The organism is Paraburkholderia sp. BL17N1 (assembly GCF_003634175.1).
Classification (GTDB): domain Bacteria; phylum Pseudomonadota; class Gammaproteobacteria; order Burkholderiales; family Burkholderiaceae; genus Paraburkholderia.
This window is the reverse complement of sequence record NZ_RBIW01000001.1, coordinates 969,475-984,939: the sequence shown is the minus strand read 5'-3', so window position 1 is coordinate 984,939 and position 15,465 is coordinate 969,475. Positions and strand designations below refer to the sequence as shown.

General features: G+C 63.3%; 12 protein-coding genes and 1 pseudogene. 6 read left to right on the top strand and 7 right to left on the bottom strand.

Features of this window, described 5'->3' with window-relative positions; genetic code table 11:
- The first annotated feature begins 95 nt into the window (after window positions 1–95).
- From nagA to nagE, 4 genes are all read left to right on the top strand, one after another.
- Window positions 96–1,199 (top strand): N-acetylglucosamine-6-phosphate deacetylase, encoded by a 1,104-nt coding sequence (gene nagA, locus B0G82_RS04200; protein ID WP_121306733.1) that lies wholly within the window; start codon window positions 96–98, stop codon window positions 1,197–1,199.
- Window positions 1,192–2,199 carry an SIS domain-containing protein gene (locus tag B0G82_RS04195; protein ID WP_116143059.1) on the top strand — a complete coding sequence of 336 codons (1,008 nt, stop codon included), beginning with the start codon at window positions 1,192–1,194 and terminating at the stop codon, window positions 2,197–2,199. The genes nagA and B0G82_RS04195 overlap by 8 nt, the downstream gene beginning before the upstream one ends.
- A 38-nt stretch (window positions 2,200–2,237) precedes the next feature.
- Window positions 2,238–4,802: a phosphoenolpyruvate--protein phosphotransferase gene (ptsP, locus tag B0G82_RS04190; RefSeq protein ID WP_199730055.1), complete on the top strand. Its 2,565-nt coding sequence runs from the start codon at window positions 2,238–2,240 to the stop codon at window positions 4,800–4,802.
- 109 nt (window positions 4,803–4,911) lie between these two features.
- Window positions 4,912–6,687 carry an N-acetylglucosamine-specific PTS transporter subunit IIBC gene (nagE, locus tag B0G82_RS04185; protein WP_121306731.1) on the top strand — a complete coding sequence of 592 codons (1,776 nt, stop codon included), beginning with the start codon at window positions 4,912–4,914 and terminating at the stop codon, window positions 6,685–6,687.
- A 131-nt stretch (window positions 6,688–6,818) separates the two neighbouring features.
- Here nagE and cydX read toward each other — a convergent pair whose 3' ends face one another.
- The 5 genes from cydX to rpoH all read right to left on the bottom strand — a co-directional run bounded on the left by cydX (window position 6,819) and on the right by rpoH (window position 11,253).
- Entirely contained in the window at window positions 6,819–6,935 is a 117-nt protein-coding gene (cydX, locus tag B0G82_RS04180) for a cytochrome bd-I oxidase subunit CydX (RefSeq protein WP_116143053.1), read from the bottom strand.
- A 28-nt stretch (window positions 6,936–6,963) separates the two neighbouring features.
- Window positions 6,964–8,100, bottom strand: a complete 1,137-nt coding sequence (gene cydB, locus B0G82_RS04175) for a cytochrome d ubiquinol oxidase subunit II (RefSeq protein ID WP_116143051.1) — start codon at window positions 8,098–8,100, stop codon at window positions 6,964–6,966.
- A 35-nt stretch (window positions 8,101–8,135) separates the two neighbouring features.
- Window positions 8,136–9,728, bottom strand: coding sequence for a cytochrome ubiquinol oxidase subunit I (locus B0G82_RS04170; protein WP_121306730.1), 1,593 nt, complete (start codon window positions 9,726–9,728; stop codon window positions 8,136–8,138).
- A complete protein-coding gene (cydP, locus tag B0G82_RS04165) occupies window positions 9,718–9,978 on the bottom strand; it encodes a cytochrome oxidase putative small subunit CydP (protein ID WP_106282151.1) in 261 nt (86 codons plus the stop codon). Before cydP ends, B0G82_RS04170 begins: the two co-directional genes overlap by 11 nt.
- Window positions 9,979–10,317: 339 nt before the next feature.
- Window positions 10,318–11,253: an RNA polymerase sigma factor RpoH gene (gene rpoH / locus B0G82_RS04160; protein WP_106282149.1), complete on the bottom strand. Its 936-nt coding sequence runs from the start codon at window positions 11,251–11,253 to the stop codon at window positions 10,318–10,320.
- 363 nt (window positions 11,254–11,616) lie between these two features.
- On the opposite strand from rpoH, the gene B0G82_RS04155 reads away from it, so the two are divergent.
- Both B0G82_RS04155 and B0G82_RS04150 read left to right on the top strand, forming a co-directional pair.
- Window positions 11,617–12,180 (top strand): acyloxyacyl hydrolase, encoded by a 564-nt coding sequence (locus tag B0G82_RS04155; protein ID WP_116118900.1) that lies wholly within the window; start codon window positions 11,617–11,619, stop codon window positions 12,178–12,180.
- A 42-nt stretch (window positions 12,181–12,222) separates the two neighbouring features.
- Window positions 12,223–12,606 (top strand): nuclear transport factor 2 family protein, encoded by a 384-nt coding sequence (locus B0G82_RS04150; RefSeq protein WP_116143050.1) that lies wholly within the window; start codon window positions 12,223–12,225, stop codon window positions 12,604–12,606.
- A gap of 191 nt (window positions 12,607–12,797) precedes the next feature.
- On the opposite strand, the pseudogene B0G82_RS04145 reads toward B0G82_RS04150, so the two are convergent.
- Window positions 12,798–13,829 (bottom strand): annotated as a pseudogene (locus B0G82_RS04145) (2-isopropylmalate synthase); the annotation flags it as partial.
- 500 nt (window positions 13,830–14,329) lie between these two features.
- Window positions 14,330–15,301 carry a DNA-binding protein YbiB gene (ybiB, locus tag B0G82_RS04140; protein ID WP_121308611.1) on the bottom strand — a complete coding sequence of 324 codons (972 nt, stop codon included), beginning with the start codon at window positions 15,299–15,301 and terminating at the stop codon, window positions 14,330–14,332.
- Window positions 15,302–15,465: the final 164 nt, after the last annotated feature.

The window sequence follows — 15,465 nt, the reverse complement described above, 5'->3', positions numbered from 1 at the left end:
CGGCTGAGTCCGCGCGCGCAGCCTGCAAGTTCAGGTGCGGCGCAGACAAAGCGCCATTCAGTCACACCCCGTATCACGCCTCACCAGAGAGACTCATGCTGACCGGAAACATACTCACCACCGATGGGTGGATTCACGGCACGCTCGAATACGAAAACGGCCGCATCACGGCGCTCACCGGCGAACGCGTCGATCCGTCGACCAACGACGCGCCGTACATCCTGCCCGGCTTCATCGATCTGCACGTGCATGGCGGCGGCGGCTCCGACGTAATGGAAGGCGGCAACGCGGTCGAAACCATCACGCGCACGCATGCGCGTTACGGCACGACGAGCCTGCTCGCCACGACGATGACCGCGCCGCGCGACGAGCTGATGGCCGTCGTCGCGGAACTGGGCAACAACGCGCGGATTCGCACGCCCGGCGGCGCGCGTGTGCTCGGCGTGCATCTGGAAGGGCCGTATATCAACCCCGGCAAGCTCGGCGCGCAACCCGACGCGGCCGTTTCGGCGGTGATGGGCGAAGTGCTGAAGTATCTGTCCATCGCGCCCATTCGCGTGGTCACGCTGGCGCCGGAAATTGCCGGCCATATGGAGATCATCTCCGAGATGGCGGCGCGCGGCGTGCGTGTGCAGCTGGGCCATTCGCTCGGCACTTACGACGACGCCGTCGCCGCGCTCAAGCATGGCGCCTGCGGCTTCACGCATCTGTTCAACGCCATGTCGCCGCTGCACCATCGCAATCCCGGCCTCGTCGGCGCGGCGCTCGCGCACGCCGAGTTCGCCGAAATCATTCCCGATCTGCTGCACGTCCATCCGGGGGCGATCCGCGCTGCGTTGCGCGCGATTCCGCGTCTCTATGTGGTCACGGACAGCACCTCGGCCACGGGCATGCCCGACGGTGAATACCGTCTCGGCAGCCAGCATGTGACGAAGTGCCTCGGCGGCGTGCGTCTCGCCGATGGCACGCTCGCCGGCAGCACCCTGACCATGGATCAGGCGCTGCGCAATCTTGTGTCGATCGGCTTGCCGATCGCCGATGTATCGAACCGTTTGTCGCGCTACGCCGCCGACTACCTGGGCATTGAAGACCGCGGCCGCATCGCGCGCGGCGCATGGGCCGATGTGGTCGTGTTCGATCGTGAACTGGCGTTGAGCGCGACTTACGTCGAAGGAGAAGCAATTGTCGAATATGCTTAAAGAGGCGCTGGCGTCCGCCGAAACGGTCGCCGCGCAACTCACGGATACCTCGCGCGTCGAGGCATTGGCGGCGAAGCTGGCACAGCAGCCGCGCCATGTCGCGCTGACGGTCGCGCGCGGCAGCTCGGATCACGCGGCGAGTTATTTCGCGAGCCTGACGATGAGCCGCCTGGGCGTGCCGGTGGCCTCGCTGCCGATGTCGGTGGCCACGCTGCAACAGGCGCCACTGCAAGTGCGCGACCAACTCGCGCTGGCGTTCTCGCAATCGGGCAAGAGCCCGGATCTGGTCGGCACCATGGAAGCGCTGCGCAAAGCCGGCGCGTTGACCGTCGCCGCCGTGAACGTGTCGGGCTCACCTCTGGCCGACGCGTGTGAGTTCGAGTTGCCGCTCGTCGCCGGTCCGGAATTGAGCGTCGCGGCTACCAAGAGCTACATCGCGATGCTGTCGATCTCCGCACAGCTCGTCGCACATTGGCAGAAGGACGCCGAATTGCTTGCCGCGTTGAAAACGCTGCCCGAGGCGCTGCGTACGGCGGGTGAACTCGACTGGTCGACGGCCGTGGAAGAACTGCGCGGCATCGAGCGCATGATCGTGATCGGCCGCGGGCTGGGTCTTGCCATCGCGCAGGAAGCCGCGCTGAAGCTGAAGGAAACCTCCGGCATTCAGGCCGAGGCGTTTTCGAGCGCGGAAGTGCGTCACGGTCCGATGGAGCTGATCGATCGCGACTATCCGCTGCTGGTCTTCGCGCCGCGCGGACCTGAGCAGGCCGGCTTGCTGCAACTCGCGCGCGACATGAAGGCGCGCGGCGCGCGCGTGCTGCTCGCGGCATCGGCCGATGTGCCGGAAGCCACGCTGCCGCTCGCCACCACCGCCCATGCGGCGCTCGATCCGATCGCTGCAATCCTGTCCTTTTACGTGATGGCCGCCGGCCTTGCCGCCGCGCGCGGGCGCAATCCCGATGCGCCGCGCCATCTCAACAAAGTCACCGAAACTCACTGACGAGAAATCAGATGCGACGTGTCGAGGAGTCCCGCTTGATGAGCCATTCTGAAGGCCATATTGTTTTGCTCGCGCCCATGACCGGTCCGGTCGTGCCGCTCGCGAACGTGCCCGACCCTGTGTTTTCGGGCGGCATGTTCGGCGACGGCATCGGCGTCGATCCGCTCGAAGGCCGACTCGTCGCGCCGTGCGACGGTACGGTCACCCATCTGGCGCGCACCGGTCACGCTGTGACGCTGGCTACTGCCGAGGGCGCCGAGATTCTGCTGCATATCGGTATCGATACGGTCGAACTGAACGGCAAGGGTTTCGCGCCGATGGTCGCTCAAGGCGCTCAAGTGCGCGCCGGCGACGTGCTGATCGAGTTCGATCAGGATCAGGTCGCGCTGAATGCGCCGAGCCTCGTGTCGGTGATCGCGATTGCCAATTCGGACGCGTTCGAGATCGTCGAGCGCGTGCAAGGCGGCCTGCTGAAGGCGGGCGAAACGCCGCTGCTGCTGCTGCGCGCGCGCGGCGGCGCGGCCGCCGAGGCGTCCCGCCAGGCGAGTGCAGCCAACGTGACGGAAGAAGCCCGTCAGCAAGTCACGCTGATTCACGCAGGCGGTCTGCATGCACGTCCGGCGGCGCGTGCGCGTGAAGCGGCACGTGGATTCGATGCACGCGTTGAAGTGCGTTACGAAGGGCGTAAAGCGGCGATCGAAAGCGTGGTCGGTTTGCTTGCCCTTGGCGCTGGAGAAGGCGCGACCATCGAGTTGCTCGGCGTCGGTCCGCAAGCTGCAGCCGCTGTGGCCGCAATTGCAAACGAACTGACGCGCGAAGCGCACGGCGAAGTCGAAGAGAAACCGGCGCGCCAAAGCTCGCCTGCGCCGCAAGCTGTTGCTCGCCCGGCGGGCGAGACGCTTGCACCGAATACGCTCGCCGGCGTCTGCGCGGCGCCGGGCGTCGCGGTCGGCAAGCTGGTGCGCTGGGACGACGCGGACATCGATCCGCCCGAAAAGGCGACCGGCACGTCCGCAGCGGAAAGCCGTTTGCTCGACAAGGCGATTGCCACCGTCGATGCGGATCTCGACACGACGGTGCGTGACGCCTCACAGCGCGGCGCGGTTGGCGAAGCGGGTATTTTCTCGGTGCATCGCGTGCTGCTCGAAGACCCCACGCTGCTCGACGCCGCGCGCGATCTGATCAGCCTCGGCAAAAGCGCCGGCTTTGCGTGGCGCGAAGCGATCCGCGCACAGATCGCGATCCTGTCGAATATCGAAGACGCGTTGCTCGCGGAACGTGCCGCCGATCTGCGCGACATCGAGAAGCGCGTGCTGCGCGCGCTGGGTTACACGAACGCTGCGGCGCGCACGCTGCCGGAAGAAGCCGTGCTGGCGGCTGAAGAGTTCACGCCGTCCGATCTGTCGACGCTGGATCGTACGCGTGTCACCGCCTTGGTGATGGCACGCGGCGGCGCGACCTCGCATGCGGCGATTCTCGCGCGTCAGGCGGGCATTCCCGCGCTGGTGGCGGTTGGCGACGCGCTGCATGCGATTCCCGAAGGCACGCAAGTGGTGGTGAACGCCACGACTGGCCGCCTCGAATTCGCGCCGACCGAACTCGATGTGGAACGCGCGCGTCTCGAGCGCACGCGTTTGGCCGATGTGCGCGAAGCAAACCGCCGCACCTCGCAGCAAGCGGCGGTCACGGCCGATGGCCGCGCGATCGAAGTCGCCGCGAACATCGCCACGCTCGACGACGCGAAAACCGCCGTCGAAAACGGCGCCGATTCCGTCGGCCTGTTGCGCACCGAACTGCTGTTCATTCACCGCGCGGCCGCGCCGACCACGGACGAACATCGTCAGAGCTACCAGTCAATTGTCGATGCATTGAGCGGCCGCACCGCGATCATCCGCACGCTGGATGTCGGCGCGGACAAGGAAGTCGACTATCTGACGCTGCCGCCCGAACCGAATCCCGCGCTCGGCTTGCGCGGCATCCGCCTTGCGCAAGTGCGCCCGGATCTGCTCGACGATCAGCTGCGCGGCCTGCTGGCGGTGCAGCCGCTCGGCGCCGTGCGCATCCTGTTGCCGATGGTGACCGACGTCGGCGAATTGATCCGCATCCGTAAGCGCATCGATGAATTCGCGCGCGAGTCGGGCCGCACGGAACCGATCGAAGTCGGCGTGATGATCGAAGTGCCGTCGGCGGCGTTACTGGCCGATCAACTGTCGCAGCACGCGGATTTCCTCTCGATCGGCACCAACGATCTGACGCAATACACGCTCGCCATGGACCGTTGTCAGGCCGACCTCGCTGCCCAGGCGGACGGCTTGCATCCGGCCGTGCTGCGCTTGATCGCAGCCACCGTGCAAGGCGCGAACAAGCACGGCAAATGGGTCGGCGTGTGCGGCGCATTGGCGGGCGATCCGCTTGCCGCGCCGCTGCTCATCGGTCTCGGCGTGACCGAACTTTCGGTGGATCCGGTCTCGGTGCCGGGCATCAAGGCGCGGGTGCGCAACCTCGATTATCAGCTGTGCCGTCAACGCGCCCAGGATGCCCTGGCGCTCGAATCGGCGCAGGCGGTAAGAGCAGCAAGCCGCGAAACCTGGCCTTTGGACTGAACCCCACACAGTCCGCAGCCAGCTTCGCTCAATCATCACTCATAGCTACAAAACTCAAGACGCCGTTCGAGAACGGCGTTCAACAAAGAGACAAGGATTGGAGGTATCAATGGATGGGAATCCGTTTCTGAAGATTCAGCGCCTGGGACGCGCGCTGATGCTGCCGATTGCGGTGCTGCCGGTCGCCGGCCTGCTGCTGCGCCTCGGCCAGCCCGATGTGTTCAACATCAAGATGATCGCCGACGCCGGCGGCGCGATCTTCGACAACCTGCCGCTGCTGTTCGCGATCGGCGTGGCGGTCGGTTTCGCGAAAGACAACAACGGCGTGGCGGGTCTGGCGGGTGCGATCGGTTATCTGATCGAAGTCGCGGTGATGAAGGACATCAACGACAAGCTCAACATGGGCGTGTTGTCCGGGATCGTGGCGGGTATCGTCGCGGGCTTGTTGTACAACAGGTACAAAGACATCAAGCTGCCCGATTACCTCGCGTTCTTCGGAGGGAAACGCTTCGTGCCGATTGTCACGGGGGTAGTCTGTCTCGTGCTCGGCATAGCGTTCGGCTACGTATGGCAACCGGTGCAAGCCGTGATCGATACGGCGGGCCACTGGCTGACCACCGCGGGCGCACTCGGCGCGTTCGTGTTCGGCGTGCTGAACCGCCTGCTGCTGGTCACGGGTTTGCATCACATCCTCAATTCGCTGACGTGGTTCGTGTTCGGCACGTTCACGCCGCCGGGCGGCGCCGCTGTGACGGGCGACCTGCATCGCTTCTTCGCGGGCGATCCGACTGCGGGCACCTTCATGACGGGCTTCTTCCCGGTCATGATGTTCGGCCTGCCGGCTGCGTGTCTCGCGATGTTCCATGAAGCGCCGAAGGAGCGCCGCGCGGTTGTGGGCGGTTTGCTGTTCTCGATGGCACTGACCTCATTCCTGACGGGCGTGACCGAGCCGATCGAGTTCAGCTTCATGTTCCTCGCACCGGTGCTGTACGTGATCCACGCGCTGTTGACGGGCCTCTCGCTCGCCATCTGTTCGGCGCTCGGCATTCACCTTGGCTTCACGTTCTCCGCCGGTGCGATCGACTACGTGTTGAACTACGGTCTGTCGACTCGCGGCTGGTGGGCGATTCCGATCGGCCTCGTCTACATGGTGGTGTACTACGGTCTGTTCCGCTTCTTCATCCGCAAATTCAACATGGCAACGCCGGGCCGCGAACCCGCCGCTGCCGACGAACAGGTCGACTCGTTTGCCGCGGGTGGTTTCGTATCGCCGGTCGCCGGTGCGGCTGTGCCGCGTGCGCAGCGTTATATCGCTGCGCTGGGCGGCGCGTCGAATCTGTCGGTGGTGGATGCTTGCACGACGCGTCTGCGTTTGTCGGTGGTCGATTCGAACAAGGTCTCCGAAAGCGAGCTGAAGACGATCGGCGCGCGTGGCGTGCTCAAGCGCGGCTCGACCAACGTGCAGGTGATCATCGGACCGGAAGCCGACATCATCGCGGACGAAATCCGCACGGTGATCGCGCAGGGTGGTGGTGAGGCGGTGAAGCCGGTGGCGGCTACTGTGGCGCAAGCTGCGGCGGCTGCGCCGGTTGCGGCTTCGGGTGCTCAAGGCAGCGGCCCGCTCGATCCCGATCCGCTGCGCTGGCTCGCCGTGTTCGGCGGCGCGGGCAACGTGGTGTCGTTGGATGCGGTCGCGGCGACGCGTTTGCGTATCGTCGTGCGCGACCCGTCGGCGGTCGATCGTCAACGTCTGGCGACGCTCGATACAGCATGGGTTTCTGCGGACACGTTCCATATCGTCGTCGGCGACGTTGCGCAACGCTACGCTGAAAAGCTGGCGACGCGCACGACGCAAAGCGGTGGTGCAACGCCTTTGCCGGCGTGACGCATTGCTAGACAAGGGAGCGGCTCGCGCCGCTTCGCATTCGCTTAAGCTGCAATAAAAAAGCGGGACCTTGAATCATTCAAGGTCCCGCTTTTCCGTTTACCGGCCCATCTCGGCCGGCATAGGCCGCCTTAGCGTCTCTTCTGCGCGCTCGTTGCCGCCGACTGGCGCGACTCCAGCCACATCACGTTGATGATGCCGAACGCCAATGCCACGCCGATTCCGAGAATCCAACTGAAATACCACATCGCAAACTCCTCTTAAGCGTCTTGCCGGTCAATACATCGTATGGTGATTTTCTTCGAGCGCGGCGGCGGTCACCTTGCCGCGCATCACGCGATACACCCAGCTCGTGTAGATCAGGATGATCGGCAGGAAAATGATCACGGCGATCAGCATGATTTGCAGCGTCATGCGGCTCGAAGTCGAATCCCACACGGTGAGGCTGCTGCGGCCGTCGAGCGAGGAGGGCATGATGAACGGAAACATCGAGAAGCCCGCCGTCAGAATCACACCGATGATCATCAGCGAGGTCGACAGAAAGGCGCTCTTCTCGAAGCGCGAGCGAGCGAGCAGCGTGGCCAGTACGCCGCCCGCGAGACCGGCCACCGGCGCGGCCACCATCCACGGATAGTTCGCGTAGTTGGTGAGCCACAGTCCCGGTGCGCCGATCACGTTCTTCGTCAACGGATTGGCGACCGTGTCGAGCGGCGGCGCGTCGATCACCTGGTAGCCGCCGATCATCGTGGCGATCAGCGCGCCGGCAATCAGGAACAGCACCACGGTCGCGAATGAGGCAATTCGAAGCGCCAGCGAAGCGCGCTCGGCGACAATGTCGTCCGCTTTCATCTTGACGAAGGCGGCCCCGTGCGCGGCCAGCATCGAGACGCTGACGAGGCCGCACAACACCGCGAACGGGTTGAGCAGTTCGAAGAATCCGCCGTGGTAAGTGACGCGCAGGTCGGTATCGAACGAGAACGGCACGCCTTGCAGAAGGTTGCCGAAGGCGACGCCAAACACCAGTGCCGGTACGAAGCCGCCGGCGAACAACGCCCAGTCCCACGCCGTACGCCAGCGCGGATCTTCACGTTTGCTGCGATAGTCGAAGCCGACCGGCCGGAAGAACAGCGCGAACAGCACCAGCAGCATGGCGAAATAGAAGCCGGAGAACGACGCCGCGTACACCAGCGGCCACGCGGCGAACATCGCGCCGCCCGCCGTGATGAGCCAGACCTGATTGCCTTCCCACGTCGCGCCCACCGTGTTCACGACGATGCGCCGCTCGGCGTCGGTCTTGCCAATGAATGGCAGCAAAATCGCCGCGCCCATGTCGAAGCCGTCGGTGAGCGCGAAGCCGATCAGCAACACGCCGATCAGCACCCACCAGATCAGTTTGAGGGTTGCGTAATCCATGATGATCTTTTCCCTTGAAACTCAGTGGCGGCGAATCAGGCGGCCGTGTTGGTCGGCAGCGGCTGATTCAGCGGCTGTTGTTCGTGGTGATAGCGGCCGGTATGCAGCGACGAAGGACCGAGCCGCGCGTACTTGAACATCAGCATGATTTCGATGATGAACAGCACCGTGTAGAACACCACGAAGCCCGCGATACTCAGATACAGGTCATTCGGCGTCAGGCTCGAGGCCGACAGGTTGGTCGGCAGAATGCCCGCGATGGTCCAAGGCTGACGGCCCACTTCAGCGACGATCCAGCCGAACTCCGCCGCGAGCCAGGGCAGCGGAATTGCCCATACGGCCCAGCGCAGGAACCAGCGGCGCTTCTCCAGCAACAGCGAGCGCTGCGCGCAGAACCAGAACGCCAGCACGAAGGTGGCGAGGAACAGAATGCCCAGACCCACCATCAGCCGGAACGAGAAGAACACGGGCGCCACAGGCGGGATCGTTTTCTTCGCGGCCTGGGCGATCTGATCCGGCGTGGCGTCGGTGACGTTCGCGGTGAACTGCTTGAGCATCAGGCCGTAGCCGAGATCCTGCTTGTGCGCGTCGAAGGCGGCTTTGGCTTCGTCGGTGATGTCGCCTTGCTTGAGTTTCTGCAGGGCGGCGTAGGCCAGCATGCCGTTCTTGATGCGCACCTCGTTGCGCGCCATCAAGTCCTTCAGGCCGACCACGGGTTCATCTAGTGAGCGTGTTGCGATCAGGCCGAGCGCGTACGGAATCTTGATGGCGTAGTCGGTGCGCTCTTCCTTCTGATTCGGAATCCCGATGATCGTGAAGGGAGCCGGCGCGGGCGCGGTTTCCCATTCGGATTCGATCGCGGCCAGTTTGACCTGCTGGACTTCGCCGGTACGGTAGCCGGATTCGTCGCCGAGCACGATCACGCATAACGTCGACGCCAAACCGAAGCCGGCGGCAATCGCGAACGAGCGCAACGCGAATTCGGTGTCGCGGCGCTTGAGCAGATACCACGACGACACGCCGAGCACGAACATCGACGCCGTCACATAGCCCGCCGACACGGTATGCACGAACTTGACCTGCGCGACCGGATTGAACAGCACGGAGAAGATGCTATCGAGCTCCATGCGCATGGTCTGGTAGTTGAAGGTCGCGCCGACCGGATTGTTCATCCAGCCATTGGCCACCAGAATCCACAGCGCCGACAGGTTCGAGCCGAGCGCAACGAGAAACGTGACGAACACATGCTGGACCTTCGAGAGCCGTTTCCAGCCAAAGAAGAACAGCCCGACGAAGGTCGACTCGAGAAAGAAAGCCATCAGGCCTTCGACCGCGAGCGGCACGCCGAAAATGTCGCCTACATAGTGCGAGTAGTAAGACCAGTTGGTGCCGAACTGAAATTCCAGCGTGAGACCGGTGGTCACGCCCATCGCAAAATTAATGCCGAACAGCTTGCCCCAGAACTGGGTCATGTCTTTGTAGATCTGCTTGCCGGTCATCACATAGACCGACTCCATGATGACAAGCAGCCAGGACAGGCCGAGCGTGAGCGGGACGAACAGAAAGTGGTAAAGCGCGGTGATGGCGAACTGGAGGCGCGACAGTTCTACGACTTCGCTAACGGGCATGTGGATCACCTTGGGACGGATGCGAGGCAGGCACGGACAGCAGCGCCTGCGCGACTTGCTCAGGCGGCAGCGACATGTGCTCCGCCTGCGGATGATTGAAGAACGTGTACTTGAGCGCCATCAGCAGTACGAATTTGATGGCGAGGACGATGGCGATATCCCGCGCCAACGTCGGACCGCGCACCCAGCCATGGAACCGTTGGCGCAGGCTCCGGCGGCGGGTGGTGCTGCGATTGAGGGCTGTGGTCATGATCGGTAGAAGGCAACTTCACACCGGCGAATCCGGCTGGCGCCAGACCGCGTCAGCGGTCGGGCGAGTGCATCCCGATTCTAGGAGTAGAACCTCGCGCGCAACAGTTCGGAACTGCGGCATTGGGTCGCGAGACTTGCCCCGTTCAACCAGTATTGCTATCTGGTTTGTGATACGTCAAGAAACGCATGTCGCTTGTGGATGTTCTTGAGCGAAGGCGGGCGTGCGCGAACAAGCCGCGGCGTGGGCGAAAAAAAGCCCCGCCGTCTTGCGAGGGCGGGGCTTGGCAGCTTTGCTGCCGCGCGCCGGACGAACCGGCATGCTGACAATTTTCAAGCGTTAAGCGTATTCGGTGAGCGCGCCGCGCATCTTCTTCATAGCGCTCGCCTCGATCTGGCGAATACGTTCGGCGGACACGCCGAATTCGTCGGCCAGTTCGTGCAGCGTGGAGCCGCCCGAACCGTCGTCTTCCACCTTCAGCCAACGTGCCTCGATGATGCGGCGGCTGCGGGCGTCAAGTGCGTCCAGCGCGCTCGCAATACCGTCGCTTTGCAGCTTGTCGCGCTGACGCGAAGCCAGCACGGCGGTCGGTTCGCTATGCGAGTCAGCCAGATAGGCGATCGGCGCGTACGCTTCTTCACCGTCTTCGACCTGGCCTTCCAGCGCAATATCGCCGCCGGACAGACGCGTTTCCATTTCGGAGACTTCTTCGCGCTTCACGTTCAACTCTTTGGCCAGATCGTCGATCTGGTCCGGCGTGAACGCGCCCAGCCCTTGCTTGTGGCTGCGCAGGTTGAAGAACAGTTTGCGCTGCGCCTTGGTGGTGGCGACCTTCACCATCCGCCAGTTGCGCAGAATGTATTCGTGGATCTCAGCCTTGATCCAGTGCATGGCGTACGACACGAGGCGCACGTTCTGCTCCGGATCGAAGCGCTTCACGGCCTTCATCAGGCCGATATTGCCTTCCTGGATCAGGTCGGCGTGCGGCAGTCCATAGCCCAGATAGTTGCGCGCGATCGACACGACCAGCCGCAAGTGCGACAGGACGAGACGGCGCGCGGACTCGAGGTTGTCCTGCTCGCGAAATTCGGTGGCGAACTGGCGTTCTTCCGCCGGCGTCAGCATCGGAATCCGATTTACGGCCTGGATGTAGGCGTCGATATTGCCCAGTTGACCGGGCAGCAGCGAGGAATGCGAGAGCGCCAGTGCACCTGCCGAAGCGGCCTTAGCCGACGACGGGCTCAAAGTACTCGGAAGGGTCATTGCATGGCTCACGTAGGAAACTCCTTTGGAATCAGACAAAAGCTTATTCAGGTAACGACTCCAGCGTTGGATGTTAGCACTCTGAATTGCCGAGTGCTAATACTTAGAGGGCGTAGGGGCATCCAAGTTCCGCAAATTCCTATTGAAATTCACGAATCAATAGCCATGGTACACCGCTTCAGCCGGCTCTGTGCTAGACGTAGAATTTACCTAACAGACTGCCTACATCGTTATAAATACCTGATTTTTGCCAAATTTGAAGTGACTAATTGCGGAAAGTCAGCTTTCTTCATGCGATCCGCTAAATTGAGATTCACCTTAGAATACGCAAAACAGTTACAGATTGTTCAGCGTTCCACGGAACCCAGGTGTTAGATGAACAACAAAAAGAATGCTTTGCGTGGTCTGACTCTAAAAATCTTCGCCGGATCGTTGATTTTAGGGGCTTCAGGTTTGGCCTCGGCCGATCAGTGGGGCGTGCAGGTTGCAGGCGGTCTTGGCGACCATCACGTCCGGAAGCTCGACCTTGGGGTGGTCTGGGACCCCAATCTGACCTGGTGGCAAATTGGCGACTGGCACTTCGCGCTGATCGGCGAAGCGCACGTGGCCTGGTGGCATACCGATGAAAGTGACGAGCACCGCAATATCGGCGAATTCGGCGTCACGCCGTTTATCCGCTTCATTCGCGGCACGGGCTCGATCCGTCCCTTCGTGGAAGCGGGTGTTGGTGTGCGACTTCTTACGCATGCCCGCATCTCTTCTGACTACACCTATGCCACGGCGTTCCAATTTGCGCCAACAGCCGGCGCGGGCGTGCAGTTCGGCAGCCACCAGCAGTACCAGGCGGGCTATCGCTTCCAGCATGTTTCCAACGGCGGTATCAAAGAGCCGAATCCTGGTATAAATTTCCACCAGCTATATCTGCAATACAACTTCTGACAACCGTGGCCACGTTGGCTCACCGGTGCAAGGGGCTGAGCGATGGCAGCAAAGATTATCGAAGCGGTTCGCGAACTCGAGCGAGAGCGCTTTCGGGCGATGGTCGACGGCGACGGGCCCTCGCTCGACGCCCTGCTCGCGGACAACGTGAGCTACGTTCACACGAACGGCAAGCGGGAAACCAAACGGCAGTTCATCGACGGGATTACCACGGGCCGCCGCCGCTATCGGCAGATCGAGATTCAGTCGCAAGAGGTGCTGCCGGTCGGGCGCGAGATCTGCGTGATAACCGGTCGCGCGCTGATCGAAATGGAGGCGAACAACGGGGCGCTGCTGTTTCCGATCGCCTACACGGCGATTCATATGCAGGAAGACGGCCGTTGGCGCCTGATCGCCTGGCAGGCCACGCGTTGCGCAATCGAGTGAGCCTTGTGAGCTCATTCTGTCGAGCCGGCGGCGCCTTGTGAGCGGGCCGCTCCGATTGACGCGAGCGCTCGCGCATCGTGTTTGCGTCGGTTTGCCTCACGTCGGCCTGATTCTCAGGCGGCGACGCTTTCCTGATCCAAACCGCTCCATTCGCGTCGATCCGGCGCGCCGGTTTCTGCCACTTTGAGCACCTGCGCCGCGACGCCTTGCCGCTCCGCGTTCTTCGCCCGCATCACCGCTTCGCCTGCATATGGATGGCGTGGATGCACCGGCAACTGATTGCAGCGCTCCGCCATGAGCCGGACCGCCTCCATATCGGAGAAATCGAGCCCCGTATCGACACCCTGCGCATCCAGATTCATCGCCAGCGCGACGAGATCGACGTTGCCGGTGCGCTCGCCGTTGCCGAACAGGCAGCCTTCGACGCGGTCCGCGCCCGCCAGCAGCGCCAGTTCCGCGGCGGCCACCGCGGTGCCGCGATCGTTATGCGGATGCACCGACAGCACGATGCTGTCGCGATAGCCAAGATTGCGATGCATCCATTCGATCTGATCGGCGAAAGCATTCGGCGTCGCCACCTCCACGCTCGCGGGCAGGTTGACGATCATTTTGTGATCACGCGTGGGGCGCCACGTCTGCGCGACCGCGTCGCACACTTCGCGTGCAAACGGCAATTCGGTCGTATTGAACGTTTCCGGCGAGTACTGGAAGATCCAGTGCGTGCCGGGACGCGCTTGCGCATGGTCCTTGATGAGTTGCGTGCCCTGCACGGCCAGCGCCTTGATCTCGGCCTTCGACTGATTGAACACGATCCGCCGAAACGATGGGCAAATCGCGTTGTACAAGTGCACGATGGCGCGCGGCGCGCCTTCCAGCGCCTCGAACGTGCGCGCAATCAGTTCCGCTCGCGACGGCATGAAGACCTCGATGGTCACGTCGTCGGGAATGCGCTTTTCCTCGATCAGCTTGCGGACGAAATCGAAGTCCGTTTGCGACGCCGACGGGTAGCCGACCTCGATCTCCTTGAAACCGATCGCGACCAGCATCTCGAAGAACTCGAGCTTTTGCGCGGCGTTCATCGGCTCGATCAGCGCCTGATTGCCGTCGCGCAGATCGGTGCTCATCCAGATCGGCGCCCGGTCGATCGTGCGGCTCGGCCATTTACGGCCGGTCAGACGTACGGGCGGGAAGGGGCGGTATTTTTCAGCGGGGTTTTGCAACATGGTGAGCCTCGTTCGTTGGGTCGTCTGCGAAAAGGTGTGGCCGGGAGCGGTTGGCGGACTGCCACGGATGCACGGTCCGCCAGCCGGTGGCTAGCGGCAACAACGAACGGGCGCGAACGAACGGCGTCACCGTGACGGCGAAAACGGACGTGGATAAAGCCCATGCGGCGTGCATTTGATCCTCGCGCTTCGTCCGCGCGGTAAACGGACGAATGCAAACGACTACAGGTTGTGAAGAACTACGCTTTGGGGGTGCAACAGGAACAACGGAACTGCTGGAGAGCCCGCGCTTTGAGCAACCTGAGATGCCAACGCGCGGCGCTACGCCTGACTTACGCTAGACGTAGCGATAGGGGCCGCGCTAGGCGGCCGGAGGTAATTCGGAGGGTGTTCGGAAGGGAACGCATGGGGCTAATGTATGACGCCGCGTTGCGGCGTGTCAACCCGCGTGGGTCGCGGCGGGCGACTGCAAGCGCGCCGGAGCGCTTACCGCGCAGCCGCTAAATGGGCATTCTGGCGACATCCACGATCAGTTCCACCTGGCGTTCGATCGCGCTCGGCACGGGGGCTTCGCCGCGCAAGACGGCGCTGATCCAGGCGGCCGTCGTCGGCGCGTCCTTGGCCTCGGGCAAATCCACTTCCGGCGCATCGGGCGACGAGCGCTCGTGCGGCACGCGCGTTTCGCAGACACCGTCGTGCAACCAGTCGACCTGCACCTGACGACGCGTATCGGCCACCGCTTCGCCTTCGGTGCCGCGCGCAAGCAGCGCGCCGCCGGTGGCCGCGTCCGGATGTGTGTTGAACAGTTGTGTGAGGCTGTCGCGATACGGCGGGTGCGTGTAGTTCACGAGGCGCAGACCCGCGGGCGCAAACGGCTGAAGGATTTTCACGAGCGTGTGCGTCGAGTTGCGCACGCCCATGCGCCGGCGCAGCGCAAGCAGACGTGCGAGTTTCGGCGCGAGCACCTCGATTGGAGCAAACGCAACGCGGTGCTCGGCGAGACCGTCTTCGATATCGGCGTGCGATCGTGCGTGCTGAATCTGCAGATGCGTGAAGATTTCCGCGCTCGTCACCCGGCCCGGATCTTCGGTGACGCCGTGCACCAGCACCGGCACGCCTTCGCGCGCCAGCAGCAGCGCGAGCAGCGGCACCAGATTCGGCTGCTTGCGCGCGCCGTTGTAGCTCGGTATGGACACGGGTCGGAACGTGCCGTGCGGCAAATGAACCGGCTCGAACGACGCATGTGCGCCGGCCAGCATCGCGGCGAGTTCGTCGGCGGTTTCGCCCTTCACGCGGTACGCGAGCAGCACCGCGCCGAGTTCGAGCTCGGCCACGCGACCGTCGAGCATGGCGGTGTAGAGCGCGCGTGTATCGTCGGCGGTCAGCGCGCGGGCGCCGTTCGGGCCGCGGCCGATTTCCTTGATGAAGCGGGCGCAGGGGAAGGGATTGACGGTGTCGGAGGAGTCGGTCATCGGGCGCAAGGGAACGAGTTGGCGTGCCGCTTCAAAGCGGCTTGCCACGGTATTCAAGGGACGCTGTTGAGTGTGAGTATCGCATCTATGGCGATCCGGCGAGGCCCCGCGCCCGTGCCGCCGGCCTTGCCAGTCCATGCCGGACTGGTGCGCGCGGCGCTTTG

Bases quoted from the DNA above. Each gene is read 5' to 3' on its own strand.
- nagE (WP_121306731.1), top strand. From the start codon at position 4,912: ATGGATGGGAATCCGTTTCTGAAGATTCAGCGCCTGGGACGCGCGCTG.
- ptsP (WP_199730055.1), top strand. From the start codon at position 2,238: ATGAGCCATTCTGAAGGCCATATTGTTTTGCTCGCGCCCATGACCGGT.
- B0G82_RS04195 (WP_116143059.1), top strand. From the start codon at position 1,192: ATGCTTAAAGAGGCGCTGGCGTCCGCCGAAACGGTCGCCGCGCAACTC.
- cydB (WP_116143051.1), bottom strand. From the start codon at position 8,100: ATGGATTACGCAACCCTCAAACTGATCTGGTGGGTGCTGATCGGCGTG.
- B0G82_RS04155 (WP_116118900.1), top strand. From the start codon at position 11,617: ATGAACAACAAAAAGAATGCTTTGCGTGGTCTGACTCTAAAAATCTTC.
- nagA (WP_121306733.1), top strand. From the start codon at position 96: ATGCTGACCGGAAACATACTCACCACCGATGGGTGGATTCACGGCACG.
- ybiB (WP_121308611.1), bottom strand. From the start codon at position 15,301: ATGACCGACTCCTCCGACACCGTCAATCCCTTCCCCTGCGCCCGCTTC.
- cydX (WP_116143053.1), bottom strand. From the start codon at position 6,935: ATGTGGTATTTCAGTTGGATTCTCGGAATCGGCGTGGCATTGGCGTTC.
- B0G82_RS04150 (WP_116143050.1), top strand. From the start codon at position 12,223: ATGGCAGCAAAGATTATCGAAGCGGTTCGCGAACTCGAGCGAGAGCGC.
- cydP (WP_106282151.1), bottom strand. From the start codon at position 9,978: ATGACCACAGCCCTCAATCGCAGCACCACCCGCCGCCGGAGCCTGCGC.
- B0G82_RS04170 (WP_121306730.1), bottom strand. From the start codon at position 9,728: ATGCCCGTTAGCGAAGTCGTAGAACTGTCGCGCCTCCAGTTCGCCATC.